The sequence below is a fragment of the Bacillus sp. P4_E1 genome (genome assembly GCF_056401715.1).
In genome coordinates this window covers 198,608-221,361 of sequence record NZ_JBFUIV010000005.1, presented here as the reverse complement: position 1 = coordinate 221,361, position 22,754 = coordinate 198,608, and the positions used below count along the sequence as shown (strand labels likewise).

At 33.6% G+C, this 22,754-nt stretch carries 23 protein-coding genes, 2 other RNA genes and 1 riboswitch; of the genes, 3 read left to right on the top strand and 22 right to left on the bottom strand.

What is annotated here, in order from left to right; genetic code table 11:
• Positions 1-43 precede the first annotated feature (43 nt).
• The 14 genes from AC1DS7_RS09630 to AC1DS7_RS09565 all read right to left on the bottom strand — a co-directional run bounded on the left by AC1DS7_RS09630 (position 44) and on the right by AC1DS7_RS09565 (position 12,850).
• Positions 44-1,096: a glycosyltransferase family 4 protein gene (locus AC1DS7_RS09630; protein WP_016101457.1), complete on the bottom strand. Its 1,053-nt coding sequence runs from the start codon at positions 1,094-1,096 to the stop codon at positions 44-46.
• Positions 1,093-1,893, bottom strand: coding sequence for a glycosyltransferase family 2 protein (locus AC1DS7_RS09625; RefSeq protein ID WP_002141068.1), 801 nt, complete (start codon positions 1,891-1,893; stop codon positions 1,093-1,095). The genes AC1DS7_RS09630 and AC1DS7_RS09625 overlap by 4 nt, the downstream gene beginning before the upstream one ends.
• On the bottom strand, positions 1,868-3,082 hold the full coding sequence (locus tag AC1DS7_RS09620) for an O-antigen ligase family protein (protein ID WP_002141067.1): 1,215 nt from the start codon (positions 3,080-3,082) through the stop codon (positions 1,868-1,870). Before AC1DS7_RS09620 ends, AC1DS7_RS09625 begins: the two co-directional genes overlap by 26 nt.
• 3 nt (positions 3,083-3,085) lie before the next feature.
• Complete coding sequence (locus AC1DS7_RS09615; protein ID WP_002141066.1) at positions 3,086-4,522, bottom strand: oligosaccharide flippase family protein; 1,437 nt, start codon at positions 4,520-4,522, stop codon at positions 3,086-3,088.
• A gap of 83 nt (positions 4,523-4,605) precedes the next feature.
• On the bottom strand, positions 4,606-5,244 hold the full coding sequence (locus AC1DS7_RS09610) for a sugar transferase (RefSeq protein WP_002030867.1): 639 nt from the start codon (positions 5,242-5,244) through the stop codon (positions 4,606-4,608).
• Between the two features lie 18 nt (positions 5,245-5,262).
• Positions 5,263-5,883 carry a CpsD/CapB family tyrosine-protein kinase gene (locus AC1DS7_RS09605; protein WP_002186267.1) on the bottom strand — a complete coding sequence of 207 codons (621 nt, stop codon included), beginning with the start codon at positions 5,881-5,883 and terminating at the stop codon, positions 5,263-5,265.
• Entirely contained in the window at positions 5,870-6,613 is a 744-nt protein-coding gene (locus AC1DS7_RS09600; RefSeq protein ID WP_002141064.1) for a YveK family protein, read from the bottom strand. The genes AC1DS7_RS09605 and AC1DS7_RS09600 overlap by 14 nt, the downstream gene beginning before the upstream one ends.
• A 33-nt stretch (positions 6,614-6,646) precedes the next feature.
• On the bottom strand, positions 6,647-7,807 hold the full coding sequence (locus AC1DS7_RS09595; protein WP_016101458.1) for an acyltransferase family protein: 1,161 nt from the start codon (positions 7,805-7,807) through the stop codon (positions 6,647-6,649).
• Between the two features lie 332 nt (positions 7,808-8,139).
• Entirely contained in the window at positions 8,140-8,280 is a 141-nt protein-coding gene (locus tag AC1DS7_RS09590) for an FbpB family small basic protein (protein WP_001228050.1), read from the bottom strand.
• A gap of 188 nt (positions 8,281-8,468) precedes the next feature.
• On the bottom strand, positions 8,469-9,335 hold the full coding sequence (locus AC1DS7_RS09585; protein WP_002135339.1) for a 5'-3' exonuclease: 867 nt from the start codon (positions 9,333-9,335) through the stop codon (positions 8,469-8,471).
• A gap of 132 nt (positions 9,336-9,467) precedes the next feature.
• Positions 9,468-10,193: a P-type ATPase actuator domain-containing protein gene (locus AC1DS7_RS09580; protein WP_002011924.1), complete on the bottom strand. Its 726-nt coding sequence runs from the start codon at positions 10,191-10,193 to the stop codon at positions 9,468-9,470.
• Between the two features lie 354 nt (positions 10,194-10,547).
• A riboswitch (M-box (ykoK) riboswitch) is annotated at positions 10,548-10,713 on the bottom strand.
• A 203-nt stretch (positions 10,714-10,916) separates the two neighbouring features.
• A complete protein-coding gene (locus AC1DS7_RS09575; protein WP_002086561.1) occupies positions 10,917-11,303 on the bottom strand; it encodes a DUF350 domain-containing protein in 387 nt (128 codons plus the stop codon).
• Positions 11,300-12,535, bottom strand: a complete 1,236-nt coding sequence (locus AC1DS7_RS09570; RefSeq protein ID WP_476998934.1) for a glutathionylspermidine synthase family protein — start codon at positions 12,533-12,535, stop codon at positions 11,300-11,302. Before AC1DS7_RS09570 ends, AC1DS7_RS09575 begins: the two co-directional genes overlap by 4 nt.
• A gap of 3 nt (positions 12,536-12,538) precedes the next feature.
• Positions 12,539-12,850: a hypothetical protein gene (locus tag AC1DS7_RS09565; RefSeq protein WP_002126505.1), complete on the bottom strand. Its 312-nt coding sequence runs from the start codon at positions 12,848-12,850 to the stop codon at positions 12,539-12,541.
• A gap of 83 nt (positions 12,851-12,933) precedes the next feature.
• On the opposite strand from AC1DS7_RS09565, the gene AC1DS7_RS09560 reads away from it, so the two are divergent.
• Positions 12,934-13,383 (top strand): hypothetical protein, encoded by a 450-nt coding sequence (locus tag AC1DS7_RS09560; protein WP_476998933.1) that lies wholly within the window; start codon positions 12,934-12,936, stop codon positions 13,381-13,383.
• A 55-nt stretch (positions 13,384-13,438) separates the two neighbouring features.
• On the opposite strand, the gene ssrS (AC1DS7_RS09555) is transcribed toward AC1DS7_RS09560, so the two are convergent.
• From ssrS (AC1DS7_RS09555) to AC1DS7_RS09535, 5 genes are all read right to left on the bottom strand, one after another.
• A non-coding RNA gene (ssrS, locus tag AC1DS7_RS09555) (6S RNA) lies at positions 13,439-13,622 on the bottom strand.
• Between the two features lie 21 nt (positions 13,623-13,643).
• Positions 13,644-13,826: non-coding RNA, 6S RNA (gene ssrS, locus AC1DS7_RS09550), on the bottom strand.
• 116 nt (positions 13,827-13,942) lie between these two features.
• Positions 13,943-14,776 (bottom strand): sulfurtransferase, encoded by an 834-nt coding sequence (locus AC1DS7_RS09545; RefSeq protein WP_016101461.1) that lies wholly within the window; start codon positions 14,774-14,776, stop codon positions 13,943-13,945.
• Between the two features lie 2 nt (positions 14,777-14,778).
• A complete protein-coding gene (locus AC1DS7_RS09540) occupies positions 14,779-15,051 on the bottom strand; it encodes a YpbS family protein (protein WP_002030845.1) in 273 nt (90 codons plus the stop codon).
• A 21-nt stretch (positions 15,052-15,072) separates the two neighbouring features.
• Positions 15,073-15,540 (bottom strand): GNAT family N-acetyltransferase, encoded by a 468-nt coding sequence (locus tag AC1DS7_RS09535; protein WP_476998932.1) that lies wholly within the window; start codon positions 15,538-15,540, stop codon positions 15,073-15,075.
• Positions 15,541-15,612: 72 nt separating this feature from the next.
• On the opposite strand from AC1DS7_RS09535, the gene AC1DS7_RS09530 reads away from it, so the two are divergent.
• On the top strand, positions 15,613-15,867 hold the full coding sequence (locus AC1DS7_RS09530) for a DUF3931 domain-containing protein (protein ID WP_000369740.1): 255 nt from the start codon (positions 15,613-15,615) through the stop codon (positions 15,865-15,867).
• 3 nt (positions 15,868-15,870) lie between these two features.
• Here AC1DS7_RS09530 and AC1DS7_RS09525 read toward each other — a convergent pair whose 3' ends face one another.
• Both AC1DS7_RS09525 and AC1DS7_RS09520 read right to left on the bottom strand, forming a co-directional pair.
• On the bottom strand, positions 15,871-19,530 hold the full coding sequence (locus AC1DS7_RS09525; RefSeq protein ID WP_476998931.1) for a dynamin family protein: 3,660 nt from the start codon (positions 19,528-19,530) through the stop codon (positions 15,871-15,873).
• Between the two features lie 218 nt (positions 19,531-19,748).
• On the bottom strand, positions 19,749-19,904 hold the full coding sequence (locus AC1DS7_RS09520) for a hypothetical protein (RefSeq protein ID WP_002011935.1): 156 nt from the start codon (positions 19,902-19,904) through the stop codon (positions 19,749-19,751).
• Between the two features lie 354 nt (positions 19,905-20,258).
• On the opposite strand from AC1DS7_RS09520, the gene AC1DS7_RS09515 reads away from it, so the two are divergent.
• Complete coding sequence (locus AC1DS7_RS09515; RefSeq protein ID WP_201034938.1) at positions 20,259-21,422, top strand: DUF418 domain-containing protein; 1,164 nt, start codon at positions 20,259-20,261, stop codon at positions 21,420-21,422.
• Between the two features lie 15 nt (positions 21,423-21,437).
• Here the strand turns inward: AC1DS7_RS09515 and pbuX are convergent, their stop codons facing one another.
• The gene (gene pbuX, locus AC1DS7_RS09510; protein WP_002168774.1) at positions 21,438-22,754 is read right to left on the bottom strand and encodes a xanthine permease PbuX; all 1,317 of its coding nucleotides are present in this window, start codon (positions 22,752-22,754) and stop codon (positions 21,438-21,440) included.

Below are 22,754 nucleotides of genomic sequence, written 5' to 3'. Positions count from 1 at the left end.
TCTTAAAAGTTTGTATCATAAAAAAAACAAACGACCTCCACGGTCATTTGTTTAATTCATATACATCCTTCGTTTCTTCTACCATTTTAGTTAACGAGAAATTTCTTTCCGCTTTTTCTCGCGCTTTCACTCTAATATCATTCACCTTTTCTTCATTTCCTTGTAATTCCTCCAGCACGTCTGCGAATTCAGATTCGCAATATTCAGATATTAAAACACCTGATTCTCCATCTATTACCGCTTCATTTATTCCGCCGACATCTATTGAAACCATTGGTGTTCCTGTAGCCATTGCTTCAATTACTACCATTGGAAACACTTCACGAAAAGATAATAAAAGTAATACATCCATATTTCCTATAAACTTATGTGGCTCTGAAATATTTCCTAACATCTTTACACTTTGTTGCAAGTCATATTTTTCTATTTCTTTCATAATAGATTCTTTCTCTGGTCCATCACCAGCAATATAAAACATAAAATCATTTCTCTTTTTTAACACATTTGCAATTTTAACAAATAGTTGATGATTTTTCTCCTTGGATAATCTAGCTAATATACCTACTTTATAAGTAGATTCTTTCTTTTTCTGCTGGAATAAAAATTTTTCAATATCCACACCGTTGTAAATTGTCTTTACTTTCTCTTCAGCTACATGAATTGAAATTAAGTTATTCTTTTCAAATTCACTTACTGTAATAATATTGTTCACATATTTATTCATGACATAACGAAAAAGAATTGGCATTTTCTTTTCTAGTATTGTTACATTATGTTTCGTATACACGATTTTTATCTTTCTTTTAATAAACTTTTGAAGTAGAAAAGCATATAATACCATTCGCAAACTATTTGCATGAATAAGTTCTATCTTTCGTTTATAAATCTCTTTTCGTAAGTAATGAATATTTCTCAAATGATTCCATCGACTAAGTAACATAAAATTTTCTTTTCTAGTAAGAGATTGATATAATTCTCCCTCACCTGCAGCTGTATAAACCGTAATGTTTTCATATTGCAAATTGTTTTCCAATTTACAAAAGTAACTCTCGGCTCCCCCAGTTATCAATTTATCTGTCATCAACAATATATTCATACTTGCGTCTTCCCAACTACATTGATTTTATTTTTTCTGTAAGCATGATAAGCATACTTACTAAAATAAAAAAAGATTTGCAATGAATTAAGTGGTTTTTGTGCTCTTAACAGCTTCCAATATCGGAAGGCCGCCCTTATTTTATTTCTTGAAACAGAATTTGTAACAATTCTATATTTTGCCAATACCTGCTGTATCCCTTTCGCTTCATATCCTTTATATAACAATTGTAGCCATAACGCTGTATCTTCAGGCTGCACACTGGGCATTTCAATACAAGGAATCTTCTCACGATCAAGCATCACTGTTAAACACCCAATAATTGTGTTTCCCACTAAATAATGATAATCAACAAATTCCGGTACGTTCACCTCTCTATTCAGATCATTATTATTTTCATCTATTAAACTATAGGACGTATACGAAAACGCAACATGTGTTTCTTCCATAAATAACAATTGCGTCTCCAATTTATTTGGTAGCCAAATATCATCACTATCTAAAAAAGCAATATACCTTCCTCTCGCTTCTTTAATCGCTATATTCCGAGCTTTAGCAGCCCCCATATTTTCTTCTAATGATAATAACCGAATTCGTGAATCCCCTTCTATCATCTCTTTAATTTTTACAGCTGAGTGGTCCGTTGAAGCATCATCAACGATAAGCATTTCCCAATTTTTATAAGATTGACTCTGCACAGATCTGATTGTCTCACCAATAAAACGTAAACTATTATAAGAAGGTGTTATTATAGAAATACAAGGCACCTCGTTATGTACTGATAGACACTTTACCATCTATCATTCCCCTTCCTTCATATGTTGAAATGTACTTCACAACAACTGCTAAAAATAGAAAGAAAGCTTCGTTAATAATAAGTGATAATGACATCATCTGAAATAAAAATGCAATCATAGTCAATAAAAGATATGGCTTTTCACAAAACAAGTTATACTTAGTCAACTTCACCATTAAAATACATAAAAAAGCGCTATATAAAAGAAAACCAATTGTACCCGATTCAGATAAAATTTCTAAAAATGTATTGTGCACATATAGTTTTTCATTGAACTGATACTCATAATAATTCGAAAAATTAAAAGCACCGATACCGATATATGGATTAGATAAAAAATATTTGAAAGCAGCTTCCCATAGTGTAAATCTGCCACTCCCATTATCGCGTGAAAAATCAGAAATTCGACCGTTCAATATATCATCTAGTTGTCCACCCATTACTACATTCGCTAAACTAAAAATAACAACACTAAACAATACTAAGCCCATTATTATTTTTACTTTTTTGGCAAAACTGGACATGCATACATATACAAAAATGACGAGCACAATTGCTAAAATACCACCTCTTGAAAAAGTTAATAAACTCGTTGTAACACATAGAATCAATCCTATTACGTTGGTGATATTATATAAATTTGTCATATAATACATAAAAAATATTGTATTATAAAAAATAAAGATGTTGGGATCATCTAATAATCCAATTAATCTCGGATATCCTCTATCTACTAATAATCCAGCATAAATCTCTCTCTCTTCTCCGCCATATAATCCAAAATGTTGTAATCCAACTATATAGAGTATGAGACTTACAATATTAAATACTAATCCTACATAGACAATGGCTGACTCGAGTACTACTATTTCGGTGTTCCCCAGTAAATTCCTCATAATAAAATAACATCCTAAAACAAGTAATACGCCGAAAATCATACGAATACTAGCACTTAAATATATAGAAAGAATGCCACTTAAACAATAGATGAAATAAAACAGTAAAAATACAACTTCATGAAAATATAGCTTTCGAATATAAAAATCTTTAATTGTTAAACAAAAATAAATGACTAGAAAAATCATATATATCTTCAAAGAAAACCCTATATATATGTTGTATTTACTTAACATAACAAACAAGATTAGAAGAAAAGTCCATTTCATTGAAATTTGCATATTATTTTCCATAGGCTATATCTCCTGCTTCGTAATATAATCCTTTTCTCGTATTTTTCTTATAAATGAAAGAATAAGTTTTTTTAACTCATAATCATATAGGAATATACCAACTACTACGATAAACGTATTAAGAACAAGTGCAATCAAATTATATGTCTTTAATACATATTGCACTCCAATAAAAGTTACACCAAAATAAATTGTATACGGTATTACAATTTGGAATACAATTTTTTTCCTCACTGTACTTACTGCTGTATATCCAATCAAAGCCACTATTTCAAATAAAACCATAGCGTAAGCCGCTCCTCTAACTCCACCAATGCTACTGAAGCTATATAGCATAATTCCTCCAATTACTAAAGCAACACACTGTACGGCAGTTCTCTTATTTTGAAATCCACTCGTTGTTAAACCATCGGCAATAGCAACATTTAAACTTTGTAATACAATGAGAAAAGATAGTATTTGGAGCGGCTCTACTGCATTACTCCATTCCGCATGAAAAAATATAGAAATAAAATAGGGTGCTAAATTATATAAACCTATCGTCATACATATTCCCACGACCGCCATTGATTTTATTTGAATCATATTTAATTTCGTATGCTCTTCTAAATTATTCTGGTTATAGTGTTTAAAGAGCACTGGGAAAAATGCCCCTGCAATTACCCCTGGCACTTGATATAAAGCCGCTGGCATCCGATAAGCTACCGCGAAAACACCCACCATACTTAATGGTAATGTATAATTGAGTAAGATGGGTGCTAATTGTGGCGTACTCATTATTAAAAACCCACTAACAATAAAAGGACCTAATTTCCAAAACAATCCTTTATGAATTGCTACTTTCATATTAATGTTCGTCTTTTTTCTCATAACGTATATGCTAAATAAACCGCCAATCATATAACCAAAACCATATAAGCGAGCTGTTATATACACTGGTAATTCTCCGAAAATGCAAAAGCATGTAATTATAATGACAACTGTTGCGGATACAACTTTAATTAGTGCTATATATTTCATACGTTCCATAAGCTGAAAGTAGGCAATCCCTATATTTTGACATGTAAGGCCTATTAACATCAGGAACATTACGTTTAACATCATATAAATTAAATTCTTATCCTCGTACACATAATGAATAGCTATATAACCAATTACAGAAATAAAAATAAGAAGAAGTATCCTTATCTTTATGTATGAAGATACAATCGTCCCTAAATCTACTCCATCCTTTGCCCCTTCTCGAAGAAATGTATTACTAAGCCCTAAATCTGTAAAAAATAACATTACAAACGTAAATGCTATCGCAACACTAAACATCCCGTAATTTTGTGCATTAAAAAAGTTGGCTAAAGCAATTAAGCTAATGGCTTGAAGAAGATTAGCTAAAATCGTACTATAAAATAGATGTACAATATTGTTTAGAATGGATCTACCCATACCAGTTCTCCTTTGCATGTAACCTACTTATATTTGTTGTGTATTAATTTAATATTTACATAAAATTATATTTACTATGTTTTTTATCTTGCGCCATTCCCATTCAATACAATAAAAACTGTCTTACATAAAATACGAATATCCATTCTAATCGTCTTCACTTCAATATATTCCATATCCAATTCCAACTTTTCTTTCGGATCAAGATTATATCCTCCATTTATTTGTGCCCACCCTGTTAACCCTGGTTTTACTAATAAACGGTGCCTGAATTCTGGAATATTAACTTCGAATTTTTCATAAAAATACTCTCTCTCTGGCCTAGGACCAACAAAAGACATATCACCTTTTAAAATATTTATAAGTTGTGGTAATTCATCCATTCTCGTTTTTCTTATAAACAATCCAACCTTTGTAATTCTCGGATCATTTTCATTTGCCCATTGTGGTCCGTTCTTTTCAGCATCGCTAACCATCGATCTTAATTTAAATAAATAAAATCTCTTTCCATTGATTCCTAAACGCTCTTGAAAATAGATTGGAGCCCCTGATGTTTCTAAAGCAATCAAAATACAAAAAAACAACATAATTGGTATCGTAAAAAGTAACAATATGAGTGAAAATATAATATCAAACAAGCGTTTTACACTTCGATTCAAAACCTTATCCTTTTCTTGAGCCGGAATAGCATACAACTTAGCTTGATTTGTTTCACGAATCATGGATCGTTACCCCCAAATTCAAGAATATAAAACTATACCTAGCAATTCACATTCTTTCCTCTTTATGTCCGCTATTACTTTTTTCACTGTACGCAGCGAATCTTTTCGTTTTTTGACTGCCAAAATTACTCCATCACATTTCTCCGCAATAATATACGTAGCAGGAAGCTCAAATACTTCGGATGAATAAAAGAAAATATAATCAAAGTCTACTTTCCACTTGTCTATTACATTATCAAATTCATCCATAGCAACTAAGGGCGTCCCAGTATGTACATTTTTTTTTGCGGGAATACAATATAAATATTCAGAAAAAGAACTAGAAAAAGATTCATAATTTAAGGCGGAAGAGCTTAATATATCGTTTACTGTTGTCATATGGTTGCTGTGTAATAGTAGATGGAGTTTAGGATCAGAAAAATTCATATCGACAAGTAATACTTTTTTTTTCATTTCCGCAAAAACTAATCCCATATTTACTATAAGTGAAGCAACAACACCTCTATCCTTCGTTGAGCTAACTGTGAATACTCGTTTTCCTGATTTTTTCAATTCATGATATATAGTATAAAATTGCTCTTTCATCAGAGCATCATGCGGATCGAATGGCAGCTTTTTCTTTGTCTTAAACATCGACATGTTCACCTCGATATATAGATGATTGCTTATCAACCTCTGTAGGTTTCTTTTTTCTTTTCGGTTTCATATTTATATGACCAATAACAGAGACTGTCGTTATTTTCTCTAAATCCTGTTCCACGTATATACGTTCATCAAAATAATCTCGAAATACAGCTAAACCTACACCAACAAAAAAACTAACAATTAAAGAGATAGGAATGATAAGTTGAAATTTCGGAAACAGCTTTTCAGCTTCTTCCTGTAACTCTCGGTCAGTTAATATTTTTATCCCCTGTACATTCGTATACTGTTGAAAGCTTTTTTGAGATTGTTCTGCCAATGACTTTACAATTTCTTTCACGATTTTAGGATCCGAATCTTTTACTGTAACAGTAACAATTTGTGAGTTGTCCGTATTCAACACCGAAATTTTTTGTGCTAATTCATAACTTGATTGTTCTAATTTCAAAGTGTTTCTTACTGTCGAAATAATAAGTGGACTTTTTAAAATGTCAACAAACGATGTTACAAGTTGCTTATTTTCTTGTGTTTTATTCGCTGTATTTTCCTTATTAAACTCATCTAAATTTCCAACAAGAATTTGCGCTGAATATTGATACGAAGGCTTTAGCACATACATAGAAATAAGAACTAGAGAAACGGTTAAACAACACATCGTCAAAATGATCGTTACGAATCTTCTTTTCAGTAACTGTTGAAAATCTTTCATACTAATTTCTTGCTTCAATGATTCCACCGCCTTTTTATGAATAGCATCCTGTTAATCATTTTGTACAGATAACCCTTTCTTTTCTATATCTGCTTGTTTTGTTATATACTTTCCTAATCTGAATGAAAATTTCTCTACAAACAAATATGAAATCGTTGCAAGTATAAAAGAAAGAATGAGCGACATAATCAAAATAATAGTTAGCGGTAATACTTCATTGAGCATGTATATTAAGGAAAATAATGATATAAGATGATACAAATAAAGACTGTAAGAAATTTTCCCCAAATACAACAAGTATTTATTGCGTAGCAAGGTTGAAAATGTTGACACTGAAAGGCTTAATATGACAAATAGACATGCGCTTATCGCTACTACGTAGTCTCGAAATATAAAATTATTGAGCACTTTAATTTCTCCAATAAGCCCTTCATACATATAAAGTAAAATCGCAAATAAAAACCATGTAATTTTCGTATTTTTAGTACAATTACTATAAAAAGCTATTAAATTATTTTTATACTTCGCAACTAGTGCTCCTAGTAAAAACAGCACTGTGTAATGCAACGTTAATACATAGCTTGTTAATGTTAAACTCGAGCGAAATAAAAATAATATCACGACAGAACATATACTAAAACTAAACAATGATAGTAATGAACCCCTTACTGTTTTGCGTAAACAAACCATCAAAACTAACGGGAAAATTATAGATATTCGCATTTCATGTACAAGTGACCAAATCACACTGTTATATGTATCTGTATTATATTTCCCAACCAATAAAACATGCTGTGCTATTAGACTTAAAGAACTTTCAATCGTCCATGAGCGATTAAACCATTCGCTTAAATAAGAAATACCATATTTACTTATTGTAGTCTGGCATATAATAGCTATGACTATTGCCACAATATATGGAATGTATATTCTGCATATACGTTTTAAAAGGTATGATCCATAGCTACTATTTGTTTTTTGAATAGATTCATACAAAACAAATCCACTCAAAACAAAAAAGATAATAACAGATTCGTTACCACTACTAAAAATAAGACGTGCAGGCGTTTCTTTTAATAGATATACAACAAATGGTTTATTATCTTCATAACTGTAATTTTGAAATGCTGAGAAAATCATCAAATAATGACCAATCATTACTACCAATGAAGAAATTCCTCTTATAGAATCCAGTTCTTCATGCCTCTCCATCGTTTTACATCAACTCCTAATGAAATGATAATAATCATTTCAAAGCGACATCTTTATTCATATTCCTCTCCTTTCTTTTCATTCCAATTTTTCATATTAAAATGATTTTATAGTATAAATTTGAGTGTATTGTAACATTTTTTGTAATATTATGAATAGTAAATCTTAAAAATTGGTATATACCAATTTCAACCTCGAAAAATGGGTAATATTGTTAGAAAAACACTATAAAAATATGTTGCATACTTACAAAATTAAAGAGAGGACTAGTGTTTTTTCAATATAAAATAAAAAAGATAGCCTTTATTTATAGGCTATCTTTTTTATTTTATTTAATTATTAGCACCATTATATGCTACATGTCGTTTCTCAATCCGTTCTTCAATTTCTTTCATATTCTCTTTATTAGTTAGTAGGGATTGTTTATTTTCTATTAATAATTGTTTAAAGGATTTTCTCACTTTTTTTCGCATGTTTATTTTCCTCCTTGGGGGATGGTTTATATAAAAGATAAAGAATTATCTGTGTGTCCTTATAATAATTGATTGTTGTGAATTCCATTTGAACTTCAGATGAAAATTCCGTTTATTTTCTGACAACTTTGTGAACAAAAAAAAGAAAGGTTAATCAAAAATATATTTGATCAACCTTTCCATGCTCTTTAAAGCATATTAATTAATATTTCAGGTCTTCCCCAATTCATTTCGTTACAAACAAAGCGTAGTTTTTCTTCGTCCATTGTGTGTAACCCTTCTTCTAATAAGCATGAAATTGGAACTTCACAATGAATTTGCGCTAATTGTAAAGAGATATTTAAATTCTCTAAATCACTTTCAATTTTTGTGCGCTGCGCTTTCGTTAATGATGCTATATTTTCTAGCACTGCCGATACTGTCCCGTATTCTTGAATCAGCTTATACGCTGTTTTTTCACCAATACCTTTTACACCCGGATAATTATCACTTGTATCTCCCATGAAAGCTTTCGCATGAACAATTTGCCAAGGTTCTACACCTTTCTCTTCCATGATTTTTTCCGGTGTGTAATACTCGTAATTTCCAATTCCTTTACGAAGAAGCATAACTGTAACATTCGTATCAACAAGTTGAAGTAAATCTGTATCACCTGTCAAAATATAAACTTCCGCTTCATTGCAATATTGTTTTGCAAGCGTACCGATACAATCATCCGCTTCATAACCTTTCATACCGATTACAGGCATAGATAATTTCGCAGTCATTTCTTGCACTAAATCAAATTGCGGAATTAATTCTTCCGGCGGTGCTGCACGATTTGCTTTATAATTCGAGAAAGATTCCGTTCTAAATGTCGTACTTCCCATATCCCAGCACGTTACAATGTGCGTTGGTTCGATTGCTTGTGTTGCTGTTAATAAATGCTTCATATAACCATGAATCCCATTCGTCGGGGTACCATCTTGTCGTTTCATAAATTGTCCATATACACTTGTTGCGTAAAAAGCACGAAATAATAGTGCCATACCATCAACTAATAATACTTTTTTCATAATTCCTCTCCTACTAACAAAAAATAATAACCTCACGTTATCACGTAAGGTTATATATAGATTACCATTCTACGTTTTTGTTCAACTTTGTCTATTATACATTGTTTTTGTATATTTAGCATCATTAACACATTAAGACATTCTACCGCAACAAGTATGAAGTATTCCTGAATACGTATTTTTACCTGTCGAAACAACTACAGCCTTTGCATTTCCGTCAACAATATACGTACCTTTGAAACATACATTTTCAAGTTCAAGTGGATTATAGTCTTTCATCCGTTTTAATGGAATAAATCGTTTACGTTCAAGATGATAGCAACTTTCAAATTTCTCAATACTAGCATCGTTTCCTGTCAGCATAGATTCATTTACTAATAAATCATTTGCATAAATAATACGTACATCTGCTGGCACTGTATCGCCCTCTGCAAGAAAAATCATATCTCCAGGTACAAGCTCTTGTACTGGTAATTTCATCATTTTTAGTTCACTGTTTAGCCCTGTTACGCTACAGCCAGCTACTCTAGAAACAGTAACTGTTTCACATTGTAATTCATCACCCATATTTTGTTTTGAAAGACCTGGGATCATTCCACTTAGCTTCATCATTACTTCCGCAATACGCGCTCTTTTTGAAGTTAATTCATTTCGTCCGTATACTTGAATACGCTTTTGTGCCTCTTTCATAGATAGTCCGTCTCTTGTTGTTTTAAAATACGCAAATACAGATTTTACATCTCTTGTTGCGATTTCAATTAATAAATCTTTATTTTTTTGAAGCATTGTTTGTTCTTTCATTGCTTTTTTACTTAATTTATACGAAGTGTTACCCACACTTTTATTTACATATAACATATTATCGTCTCCTCCTTTACAACATAGGAAGAAACGCTTTGTTTCTCAATTTATCCACTTTACTGTGAAAGTGTCTAGCGCTTAAATACTCGAATAAGCGCTACATTATGATAAATATAGAGGGAGGAACAAGTCGTTTCCTGCCTACATCATATATTTTTGATTTGAAGTATATGGGTAACGGAACCGAGTCAGAATTTGACATGCTCCTCACCTCCTCTTTAATTTTTTAGTTATAATCTATACTATGAAATTACTCATAGTTTGCTAACAAAAAAGACCCTTACTCATAAGAGAGCAAAGGTCATTGCATACACAAATAAGCGATTCCTAATATAATACAATTAGAAATCTATGGACCTCTCCCTCGCCGAGTTTTAGCACTGTATAGCATAGGTTCATTACCAGCTACGTTAAGAAAAACCTTAATTCGATCATTCCTGTTGACCCATTGGCGTCTCTCGACATTTTTGGGCAGTAGCATTTCTCTATACAGGAGCCTCACCTAACAGAGACTTATTATAATTACATAGAAAATGTTACTCTTATTTAAAATAGATGTCAACACTTTGTATGGAAACTTGTCCTTATTACAATAACTATCTCGAGTTTAGTACACTAATACGCATCCTGCTCAGCGTTCGGCTACATAAATTAATTGAACACATATTGCAAAAAATTAGCAAATGAAAAATAAAACCCTTACGTTAAAATGTAAGGGTTTTAATACGTTACACAACCAGCAATTACAATTCCGATGGAAAGTGATAAAAACATAAGGAAAAGACCAACTGCTTGATTATCTTCTTCAAGACTTTTATTAATATTAAAACGTGGTGTAAGCCATTCCGCTAAATAAAAGACAATAATTTGAGCTAAGATCCCAACAGCTCCCCATGAAACCATATCAAGAATTGAAATAGAATTAGCAGCCGTTGAATATAAAACGATAGCAAGACCAAGTAGTCTTCCTCCAAGTACATAGCTTACCGCTTTATTCCCTTGAGCCATTAACTTAAATTCCTTAACTTTCGTTGTCACTTCCATAAGAAAAAGACCGATACACAAAAGTACAAGTGATACTGCTAAATATAGTAAAAAATTAATCATTTATTTTCCTCCTTCTTAATACCTACCGGTAAATAATACGATTCATTTCCCGTAATTTTTTCTCCGGCACGTATACCGATGCTGCTCGCTTTTCCAGCAATTAAAAAAGCCCCAAACACGTACGACAGCTTCTCAATTCCTTTTTCAGTTTCCAAAAATACAACTGGAAGCTCTGTATATTTCTGAAATATAGGCAATGACGATTTATACGTTTTATGTGCATTTCGAATCATAATATTTGTATCCTTATTACGAATCGTAATCGTGTCACCTTCCCTACCGAACGAAGGTTTTTGAACGAAAGGACTTTTCCCCAAAAATAAATCTGGCTCTAAATATGTAGGAAGCATATATTCTTTAATCCACTTTTGTTCCTCACTTGTGTAAAAAGCACCTTCTTCTGCTAATCCCCAAATAAGACATTGAATTGATTTCGGCTGAAGTAAAAAGGCCGACAAAGGATTTATAATAAAAAGCTTTCCTTCTTTTACAAGTTGCAAAAGTTCTACTCCCACCAAATCCCCCGTTTCGGGATCTTGATCTTCAATTAAGTCTTCAATTGGATATGTTTGGCGATACAAAACATCAATTGGTACACCATCTCTATCTACTAAAGCATCATCTGTAATTCTAAGTTCTGTCATTGGCATCACTTTATTTTCAACATGGCATAGCCCACTCAAATACATAGTCGTATTCCAATCTTCTATATGTTCAGGATGAGCTGTGAAAACAACATTTGGATCTTCCATTCCTTTTGTAAACTCCATTACGGCTTTTGTAATACCAGAAGAAAGTAAGCGCTCTTGATTTGCATTTGGATCATCATAGCCTAATTCTTCACAAACTTTTCCATTCATTTGAAAGCATTCCACAATAAAAGTTGGAGTATCACTATTAAACTCAAGCATTTTAATACGATTATCCTCTGTTAAAGCAAAATCAAATCGTGAAATAACAGATTCAGGATACATCCCTTTCAGTCTAATAAAAGGCAAGCTTGCAGTTGGAAAACCGAGTTCAAGAAGCTGTTCATTAGATACATTCCGAAGAAGTCTAGCAGTCTTAAAAAATATTTTCCCCATTCGTTCAGTTGCTACTTGTAATTGTTTCATCGTTTGCTCTGTTATCGGGAAAACATGAAACAAACTATACTCACATTCATATAAATCCGACCAAAAATTCGGATATTTCGAATAAAACTCTTTTCGATCCCTTATGTATTGCGACATATGTTAGCCCCCAAATCCTCCCTTTGAACCGCTTCCAATTCCACCTTTAAATTCGGCCGAAGATTGATAAGTTTTAAACTCTGATGAATTTTTGAAGGTGGATTTATTTTGATAGTATGTACCACCATAAAAGTAATGTCCACGATAACCTGAACTACTATCATCACACTGCCAAACACCAAGCTCATCATCCCAATCCCAATCAGAACAACTATTATCATTCGGTTCGGGGGGAATATCTTGCGCGCAGCCAAATAAAGTGCCCGTCATTAAAGATGTTAGGACACCACCTACTAGCCATTTCGTTTTTGTCACCTTTGCACTCCCCTTTTTATATTATATTTCTATTATATAAGATGTCATGATAAAGTAGAAGAAAAAGGAAGAAGAGGGATAAAATGCGATTGGAATATCGGCTCAATGATGAAACAAACGGGTATCCAGCTTTATGGAACTACGCAAATATTTCTAATTCTGAAATTGTCGCGCGCATGACTTGTGAATATTTTATAAAAGATGGAAATACATATATCGTTACTGCAACTTCAGTAGATCCAGACGGAACAGCAGTGTTATATATACAAAAAGATGTTTTTTCCAACGACCCTTCAGATCCTACATACTCGCACATAGGTTTTGAAATTAGAGAACTAAAGGAAACCTGCTCAATTATGATAGAAAGTAAAGATATTTGGAATTACGAGGATATATTACCCTCTCTCCATTCAGATATTATATATATTCAACGGGATGGAATACATTTGGAATTCACCCTCGATTCAAGAGAAATTGATGAAGACCGCAAGTGCTATATTTATTATGGGAACTTTACAGGTAAATCGAGATAACATGAGTATATTTATTCAACAAAAAAACCTTACGTATAAAACGTAAGGTTTTTTATATAGTCCCACATATGCCGTTATCTATAGATGTCCATAAACCTGCTCTCACAGGTGGATGTTCTCACAAATGTTTGTAACTTCCTTCTTAAAAAGATGGCCTGCTATCTACATTTAAATATTGAACTTCCGCATTATACTTATTGGTTTAAGACATACACAAGCTACGTACACCGTAGGAATTTTATATACTATTAGTTGAAATAAGACCCCCGCAAGTGCCGTCTCTCGTAAATGTCCAAAAACCCGCTACTCGCAGGTGGATGCCCTCACAGTTACCGTATATCTTCCTCCACAAGGAAGGCTTGATAATGGTCACTAAATATTGAGCTTCCGTAAAACTAACATCGGTTTTAGACATAAATAAGTTACGCACACCGCAGGATGTATTATTTACTTGTCGTTATATTATCACATTGTTTCCAATGTGTAAAATATAATTTTTTTGAAGCAATCTCTTGCTTGTGACCTTATTTTAATACAAATTATTTTTGCATGCAAGTGATTAATCTTCTTCTTTTGCAATTTGATTTTCTGGATAAGAAATCCAATCGCTCCAGCTACCTGTATACAATTTAACATTTTGAAAACCAGCTAATTTTAATGCAACTATGTTCGGACACGCTGTAACACCAGAACCACAATATACGATTGTTTCCTTCTCCTTATCAAGATTTTGGAAACGCCCTTGCTGTTCCTCTTCGTTTTTAAAGTGTCCCGATTCTAAAATCCCATCTTTCCAAAAATAGTTTACTGCCGTCGGAATATGCCCTGCCTTCGAATCAACGAGCTCTTCCGCACCAGCATAACGTTTTGGTTCCCTAGAATCAATTAATGTCATATTTGCACCTGCACGAATTTTCCCTCTCACATCTTCCATCGTTACAAGCATATTTTCTTGTATTTCCGGTATAAAAGGTTTTCGTGCAATAACTGGGATATTCGGCGTTGTGTGTAATCCATTCTCTTTCCAAGCTGGAAATCCACCGTCTAATATATACACTTTCTCATGTCCTACATAGTTTAATAACCACCATAAACGAGAAGCCATTGCACCAGCTTGACTGTCATACGCAATCACTGTCGTATGTTCATCAATTCCGGCCTGTGAAAGCTTGTCTGCAAACTCCTCAATATTTGGCAACGGATGGCGGCCACCATGTTCTGCTACAGGACTTGATAAATCTAAATTTAAATCAAAATATAACGCATGAGGAATATGTTCTTCCTCATACTTCTCTCTACCCCAATTAGGATTCGCTAAATCAAATCGACAATCGATTATACGGACATTCTCATCTTCTATATGCTCACGTAACCATTCGACTGTAACAACCATCTTTAACGACCTTCTTTCTCTTGCAAACGACCTACATACTCCATAACCATATCTTTTGTAACAAGTTTACGCTGCAGTGTAACACCATTTTTTGCAAGATCATTAATTTGCTTTGTTACAACATTAATGATATCAACCGAAAATTCTTTCCCCTTTGACGCAAGAGATACGGCTGCTTCAATAGCTGCTTCACGCTGCGCATCTAATTGTAAACATGCTTTTACACTTTCATTTTGTTTACGAGAATGTGCTGTAATTGCTTTATGTACTTCCATCTTCTCTTCCCCCTAAATAAGTTATACGTTCTTATTCAATTCCATTGCAAGCCGAATCATATCGCGACATACAATCCCATTTTCAATAATCTCTTCTTCATAATGCTTTGAAAAGTAATCAAAATCAATAGAAAAAATACGAAATCCACATTTTTGATATAAAGCAAGTTGTGAAACACTAGAATTGCCTGTACCAACTTCAAGTTTTGACATACCATATCCTTTAGCAGTTTCTACGGCATGACTTAATAGCTGCTTTCCAATCCCTTTTCCTTGCAAATGCTCTACAACCGCAATATTCATAATTTCCATTGTCCTTGGTCTTGTTTCCAAAAGCACATATACACCGATGATTCTTTCTTCTTGTTTAGCTATATACGTAAACCCTCTCTGTACATATGCATCAATTTGGCTTTCACTTGGATCAGCAAGAAGTAATAAAGATTTCGGTATAGCTTCTTTCGAAATATACTCTATTACTGCACACATAAAAAACTCCCCTTTCTCTATTGTTCTAAACCCTCCTTGTCTACCATAAATAATAGAAAGGAGGGATTCACCATGGACAACAATGAAAAAAAGTGCAACGTCATCTCTATTGATGGAAAGAAGAAGAAAAGCGACACGTATTCCTACCCAAAATTAGTAGTAGAAAACAAAACATATGAATTTTCTTCATTCGTCTTATGCGGTGAAACACCAGACGGCAGACGCCTCGTTCTTACTCATATGATTTCTACCGATGAATTTGCTGGGTTTGTAAAATCTTTAGATACTGTACTACAAAAGAAAATTGAACGAATCTTTTTTTCATAACAGCTATTTAATATAAATTTCTTTTTCAATTTCTACTAACTGCTTTTGTAGCTCTTCTTTACTTTGTTCGTATAGTGATACATCAATTGTTTCAGCTAAAGCGAATAATATACTTTCATAATAATTCTCAACATCTTGCTGCATCACCTTTTGGAATAGGTTCCATTTTGCATCCCACTCTTGCTTATAATGATGAACGAATAAATCTTCTTCATCAACTACATAGTTTGATACGAAAGGTTCTAACACTCCTTTAGCGTCTTCTTGCATAAAAGCTTTATCATTTTTTTCAAAAAAGCTTTTCTCATTTTTAAAATGTGCTAGTGCCTTTTTAAAATCTTTTATTTCTATTGAAGGAAACGGCTCTTTATGTGTAATAATTTTATATTCATAATCCACTGTTCCACCCATAGAAATCGATTCATTTTCCACTTTGCAATTCACAACAATTTCATCCTTTGCACGCTTCATCGCTTCATCTATCCATTTTTCAAGACGTAATGATGTCGCACGCATTTCTTGTAATAAATCATGTTGAATAAATGAAACTAATTCCATTACACATTGCTGCAACTGCATTTTCACATTCCCATCTGTTCGTAACGACGCCGGATTAATAAATTCAGTAAACACATCGTTATAGCGTAAAAATAGACGTTGGTGTACATAATAAAGCAATTCTTTCACTTCATTTTGCATTGCTTGCTCTTCAGCAAGTACACTATATGATGAAATAATATGAAGTAGCTGATTACGCTCTGCTTCATATTTTTTTGTTTGCTTCTCTTTCTCATCATTTCCCTGCTTTGCGCCATTTATCATATTTACAAGAAGCTGATTCGCTCCTTGTAATGCACCATATAAAGCATGCACAGATACAAGCATTAAATCCCTCATCATAAAGGACGTAAATGATTCTTCAAACTTAGTAATCCCGGAGTTTTGTAAAATACCATACTTTTCTTTATCAATACTTTTCCCTTGCTTTTCTTCAAGCGCACATAAACTTGAAATTGCAAATAAACGTGGATTTCTAATACCGTATTGCAGGAGCTGATCCGCAATATAACCTTTTACCATTTCAAGTTCTTCTTCAGATTGCGCTAAATCGGCAGCATTTATTAAGAAGAACATTTTATCAAGTGCAAATGTATCCTTTACACGACCGAGCTGAATTAAAAACTCACGATCTGCACGAGAGAAAACATGATTATAGTATGTTACGAATAAAATAGCATCTGCGTTTTTAATATACTGGAATGCAACATCCGTATGACGCGCGTTAATAGAATCCGCCCCTGGTGTATCTACAAGAGCTACTCCTTGCCTTGTTAAAGCACAATCATAATAAAGCTCCATATACTCAACAAAGCATGATTTTTCTTCATTAGCTACATAATCAGAGAACTCCTCTAACGTAACTTGTAATTGTTCCCCTAAATGATTAGCAACTGCCTCATATCCTTTTTGTACCGCTCGCAAAAAGCTAAATGTTGTTTTTTGCTTCCCGCTTGGTGAAGGGTATTTCATAATTTGATCAATTTTCGTTAACGCTTCTTCCAATGTAGCAATTTCATAGTGAAACATTTTATAAACAGCTTTCATATCTTCTAACAGCGCTTGCTCTGATTTAAACTGGACAATTACCGTTCCATGTTGTTTATCTTCTGTAACTGGCAAAATTTGATTTATTGTTGCTGTCGTTGGGTTTGGCGATACAGGAAGTACCTTTTCACCGAGCAATGCATTAGCAAATGATGATTTCCCAGCACTAAAAGCTCCAAATAACGCTACTGTAAATTGCTTCGTTTCTACACGCTGTCTTTTTCCAACTACTTCTTGCTGTAGATGTTTCAGTGTAGGCAATGGATCTAATATCATTTCAGCTTTCTTCACTTTTTCTAATATACGCTGAATATTTAAAGCTTTCGTTCCTTTAATCTCTGCTTCACTAGCCGCTACGTTATCATTTACAATTTCTTGCTCTTGTAGTGTAAACTTCTCACTAACAACTTGTTTTTTACTTTGTAATATTTCGTCTATTTTCAATCCATCTGGTATAGAAACATTTTCATTCCAAATATCTCCTAAATAGCTCTCATATTCCTCATACGTCTTAATGTATTGTAATTTTGTTTCTTTTGCTGTTTGTAACATCGTGTATTTTTCAATTTCTTCTTCAATACGAGCAATCTCTATCTTCACTTTCTTCTGCAATATACCCGTACTTTTTCCAAAGATTTGCTGAGATTTCATAAAGTATCTTTTCTTTAACTCATTTGCAACGTCAGCAGTATAAAGAAGTAAGTAATCACCGGTAAATCCAGCCCCCTGTTTAATTGTTTCAGCCAACACTTCCGGTCCGAAAGCAATTTCTAACGCATATATGTCTTTCCCTATTTCCTCTGTAAATAACCCTTCTTCTTTTAAGAAGGCTACAATAAATTCTTTCACATGAAAATCAAGTTGCGTTTCAACAGTCTTTTGAAGAGCAGAATAAAAAGTATCTACACGTCTCTGTTTTTCTTGCTCCGTCTTTCCTTTCGCAAATAACAAACCAACTTTAAACTTCGTTAATTTCGTTTCTAAATATTTATTTGCCAATTCTCTCATTTCAAATGGCATTAAATATGCGTTATCTAATATGGCTTGTAAACCTTTTATAAATTCATTTCTCACATCAGATTCTTTACTAGCCACCCGATTTTTATTTTCAGTTAACTCTTCCTTTTTTTCAACTATCTCTGAAAGTGACAGTGGTGATGTTAATTCTTCTTCATATTTCATGAGATATTTTTCATTTTCAGAAAGAATAAACGAGCAATGTTCTTGCAGTAAATATTCTGTTTCTCGCTCCATTCCCTTTCTTACATACTGCTCTTTTTCTTTCATGATAGAAAAGATTAATGCTTCTAAACTTTGAATTTCATTGTATGGATGATTCATCATTCGCAATGATGTATAGAAAATACCATCTACTTCAATATCCCAGTTAGAAAAAGACTGTTTTACACTATCTCTATACTCTTCAAACGATAACTCATTTGCTTTATGTTTATCTATTTGATTTACAACGAGATAAACCGTTTTATTACGTTGTTTCAATTCTTTAACAAACTGTAAGTTAACCTCTGATTGGACATGGTTATAATCCATCATATAGAAAATAACATCAGCTAGATGTAGTGTTGATTCCGTCGCTAATTGGTGGGCATCATCCGTAGAATCAATTCCGGGCGTATCAACTAACATAACCCCATCAGGAATTGGCGCATCATTTCGATAAATATGAACACCAATTACTTCATCACCGTCTTTACATATTTGTTTTAATTCTTCTGCTGAATATGCGCCGTCATATTCATACTGTTCTCCAGACTTAATCGTTACAACAACACGATCAGATCCTCTTTCAATTTTAACAACGTTAGCACTCGTTGGAATCGGACTTGTCGGTAATAATTGCGCTTTATATAGGTGATTCATCATTGTCGATTTCCCCGCAGAAAAATGACCACAAAAAGCTAGCATAAGCTGCTCTTGTTTATATTTTTGAATCACTTCAAACAACTTCAAACTATTCTCTACATCGCCGTTTTTTTGCCACTCTTCATAAAAACAAACAAGTTTTTTCATACCGTTTGTCTGTACTATGTTTGTCATCCCCTTGTTCCCCTTTATCCAAGATGTATATRCTTTATCCCGCTATTTGTGGGCAGTAAAAACCCGTTTCGTGCGGGCTAGTAATCAGTGAGGGATAGACCTCCCCGCTGATTAAAGTTTCACTTTATTATCATACTAAATTTTCAGCATATTCACATCAAAAATAAAAAATCCCTTTCATTCTTTTTACAAATGAAAGGGATTTTATGTAATATTATTCATTTTGTTGTTCCTACTCCATTTAATACATACTTTGTAACACCAACATATATAGCAATTGTTCCTGCAACAAGTGCATACACCATATTAACACACCAACCTTTTTTGATAATGATTATCACTTTTGAATACATTTTATCATTAAAGAGAATCATTATCAACAAATTTCTAAAAAAAGAAAGCTCCTTCGGGAAAAGGAGCTTTACTGCCTGTTTTAAAGAAGTTTAAAACTTGCTGTGCACTCTTATTATATCTCATAATACACATCTTAGCAGTTTTAAAAATTGGAAATAACCTATATACCCTCCTCTTTACATTTTGTATAATAGAGTGAAACTGTAATTAGTGGGGATATTTCCCATCCCCACTAATTATTAGTTGAACCAATCGGGCTTTTACAAGCAGTTGATCCCCCACCTAACTTCCTCGTATTCACTGAATTTTGAGGTGGGAGTCTTACTACTTGTTAATGCGGGATAAAAGGGAATTACTTAACAAGGAGGAAAATAATGACACAAAATATTTCACAAGGCGAGAGGATACATTCCATCGATATTATTAGAGGAATAGCTGTACTAGGTATTTTTCTTGTTAACTGGCCTGTTATCGCTGGGATTGACTCACGTGATCTTTCAGGAGTTTATGAGGGGCTAGATAGCTATATCCGTCTATTTTACGATATGTTTATCCAAACAAAGTTTTATACAATCTTTTCGTTTTTATTCGGCCTAGGCTTTTACATTTTTATGACTCGTGCTGAAGCGAAAACAGATCGCCCAAAAACTTTATTTGTTCGTCGCTTACTTATTTTATTATTATTTGGGTTCTTGCATTACGTTCTTTTATGGGACGGAGACATCTTACATAGTTATGCCATCGCTGGATTTTTCTTATTTTTATTTTATAAGAGAGAACCTCGTACCATTTTAATATGGGCAATCGTTTTATTAAGCATTTTTCAGTTTTTCATGCTAATCGCTAGTATAGTGGTTGCCTTAGTACCAAAGGCAGAGTTAGGGTTTTCCTTACCGATCATGCCACTTGAAGACTGGGTGTCACAAATACAAAATCGTTTCCATGCATTTTACTCTGAAGGAATTGGACTAAACGCATTCATGCTCCCAGAAACAGTTGGACTATTTTTACTTGGTTTATACGCCGGCAAAAAAGATATTTTTCGCCGCACGAAAGAGTTGGATTCAAAGCTTAAAAAATGGCAAATCATTATGTTCATTTTGACATTACCAATGTGGTTCTTCATGGTCCGTTACTTCTTATCAAAACCATCTTATGAACCATTTTATATGCAGGCCTTTACAATGTTTAGTGGAAAAACATTATTCATATTCTACATTTTCACGCTCATGCGTTTATTACAAAAAGAAAGATGGCAAACATTATTACGTCCGTTCCAATATGTCGGACGAATGGCGTTAACAAATTACATCACGCATACGATTATTACGTTACTTGTATTCGGCCTATTTTTCAAAAATTATTATCCCGCTCCATTATGGGTAGGACCACTATTTTGCATCGGTTTCTACACGTTGCAAATCTTTATTAGCCGCTGGTGGCTGTCACGTTATCAATATGGGCCACTTGAGTACATTTGGCGTCTTGGTACGTACGGGAAAATGATGCCACTTAAAAAGAAAAGCAAGGTCTCATAATGAGACCTTGCTTTTTTACGCTTCTCTTACTGCACTTTGCATAGACACTGGCTCTTCTTTTACTTTACGCTGTGGCACCATATTAAATACGATATTTAATAGTACTGCTGACGCACTTCCAAGTACAATTCCGTTATCTGTTAAAATACGGATGTTTTCCGGAAGCTGTGAGAATAACGTTGGAACGACTGTAACTCCAAGTCCGATTCCGACAGAACATGCAACAATTAATAAATTTTCTTGTTTTCCAAAATCAACACTGCTTAACATTTTAATGCCATACGCCATTACCATGCCGAACATTGCTAGCATTGCACCGCCAAGTACTGATTTCGGAATAATTGTTGTAATGGCTGCGATTTTAGGAATAAACCCAAGAGCAATTAACATACCACCACAAGTATAGATAATGACGCGATTTCTTACTCCAGTTAATTGAACAAGTCCTACGTTTTGAGAATATGTTGTGTATGGAAATGCGTTAAAAATACCACCTAGAACCATCGCTAATCCTTCTGCGCGATAGCCTTTTGTTAATTCTTTTTCACCGATCTTTTTATTGCAAATATCAGATAATGCGAAATATACACCTGTTGCTTCTACAATCCCTACGCAAGCAACTAAAATCATCGTAATAATTGGCGTTAATTCAAATGTTGGTGTACCGAAGTAAAATGGCTGAATACCGTGGAACCAATCCGCTTCTCCAACCGCTTGCAAACTTACTTTCCCCATAAATGCTGCAACGATTGTACCGAACAATAGACCTAGTAATATAGAGATTGAACGGATAAATCCATCAAAGAAACGATACATAATGATGATAAATAATAAAACACCAAATGCTAACGCTAAATTTTCTAGACTTCCGAAATCTTTACTTCCAACTCCTCCAGCCATATCATTAATAGCTGCTGGAACAAGTGTAACCCCAATAACTGTAACGACAGATCCTGTTACAACAGGAGGAAACAGTTTTACAAGCTTCCCAAATAATTTCGCGAAAATAACAACAAATAATCCCGCAGCAATAATTGCTCCATATATAGAAGACACCCCGTATTGTTTTCCGATTGCAATCATCGGTCCAACCGCTGTAAATGTACAACCAAGTACAACCGGAAGCCCAATACCGAAAAAGCGATTTGATAATGCTTGTAAAATCGTTGCTACGCCGCACATTAATAAGTCAATCGATACTAAATACGTTAATTCTTGTTGATTTAAACCAAGTCCCCCGCCGACAATAAGAGGAACAATAATTGCGCCAGCGTACATGGCAAGCATGTGCTGAATACCAAGCGATGCGATTTTAAATGGGTGCTGCTTCAT

Excerpts from the sequence above, each read along its gene's own strand:
- AC1DS7_RS09570 (WP_476998934.1), bottom strand. The coding sequence starts at position 12,535 with ATGTCGCAATACATAAGGGATCGAAAAGAGTTTTATTCGAAATATCCG.
- AC1DS7_RS09535 (WP_476998932.1), bottom strand. The coding sequence starts at position 15,540 with ATGTGTGCAGTAATAGAGTATATTTCGAAAGAAGCTATACCGAAATCT.
- AC1DS7_RS09610 (WP_002030867.1), bottom strand. The coding sequence starts at position 5,244 with ATGATTCGTGAAACAAATCAAGCTAAGTTGTATGCTATTCCGGCTCAA.
- AC1DS7_RS09540 (WP_002030845.1), bottom strand. The coding sequence starts at position 15,051 with ATGGAAGTACATAAAGCAATTACAGCACATTCTCGTAAACAAAATGAA.
- AC1DS7_RS09560 (WP_476998933.1), top strand. The coding sequence starts at position 12,934 with ATGCGATTGGAATATCGGCTCAATGATGAAACAAACGGGTATCCAGCT.
- AC1DS7_RS09590 (WP_001228050.1), bottom strand. The coding sequence starts at position 8,280 with ATGCGAAAAAAAGTGAGAAAATCCTTTAAACAATTATTAATAGAAAAT.
- AC1DS7_RS09625 (WP_002141068.1), bottom strand. The coding sequence starts at position 1,893 with ATGGTAAAGTGTCTATCAGTACATAACGAGGTGCCTTGTATTTCTATA.
- AC1DS7_RS09515 (WP_201034938.1), top strand. The coding sequence starts at position 20,259 with ATGACACAAAATATTTCACAAGGCGAGAGGATACATTCCATCGATATT.
- AC1DS7_RS09630 (WP_016101457.1), bottom strand. The coding sequence starts at position 1,096 with ATGAATATATTGTTGATGACAGATAAATTGATAACTGGGGGAGCCGAG.
- AC1DS7_RS09580 (WP_002011924.1), bottom strand. The coding sequence starts at position 10,193 with ATGTTATATGTAAATAAAAGTGTGGGTAACACTTCGTATAAATTAAGT.
- AC1DS7_RS09605 (WP_002186267.1), bottom strand. The coding sequence starts at position 5,883 with ATGTCGATGTTTAAGACAAAGAAAAAGCTGCCATTCGATCCGCATGAT.
- AC1DS7_RS09545 (WP_016101461.1), bottom strand. The coding sequence starts at position 14,776 with ATGGTTGTTACAGTCGAATGGTTACGTGAGCATATAGAAGATGAGAAT.
- AC1DS7_RS09520 (WP_002011935.1), bottom strand. The coding sequence starts at position 19,904 with ATGATTCTCTTTAATGATAAAATGTATTCAAAAGTGATAATCATTATC.
- AC1DS7_RS09525 (WP_476998931.1), bottom strand. The coding sequence starts at position 19,530 with ATGACAAACATAGTACAGACAAACGGTATGAAAAAACTTGTTTGTTTT.
- AC1DS7_RS09575 (WP_002086561.1), bottom strand. The coding sequence starts at position 11,303 with ATGATTAATTTTTTACTATATTTAGCAGTATCACTTGTACTTTTGTGT.
- pbuX (WP_002168774.1), bottom strand. The coding sequence starts at position 22,754 with ATGAAGCAGCACCCATTTAAAATCGCATCGCTTGGTATTCAGCACATG.
- AC1DS7_RS09615 (WP_002141066.1), bottom strand. The coding sequence starts at position 4,522 with ATGGGTAGATCCATTCTAAACAATATTGTACATCTATTTTATAGTACG.
- AC1DS7_RS09585 (WP_002135339.1), bottom strand. The coding sequence starts at position 9,335 with ATGAAAAAAGTATTATTAGTTGATGGTATGGCACTATTATTTCGTGCT.
- AC1DS7_RS09620 (WP_002141067.1), bottom strand. The coding sequence starts at position 3,082 with ATGGAAAATAATATGCAAATTTCAATGAAATGGACTTTTCTTCTAATC.
- AC1DS7_RS09530 (WP_000369740.1), top strand. The coding sequence starts at position 15,613 with ATGGACAACAATGAAAAAAAGTGCAACGTCATCTCTATTGATGGAAAG.
- AC1DS7_RS09595 (WP_016101458.1), bottom strand. The coding sequence starts at position 7,807 with ATGGAGAGGCATGAAGAACTGGATTCTATAAGAGGAATTTCTTCATTG.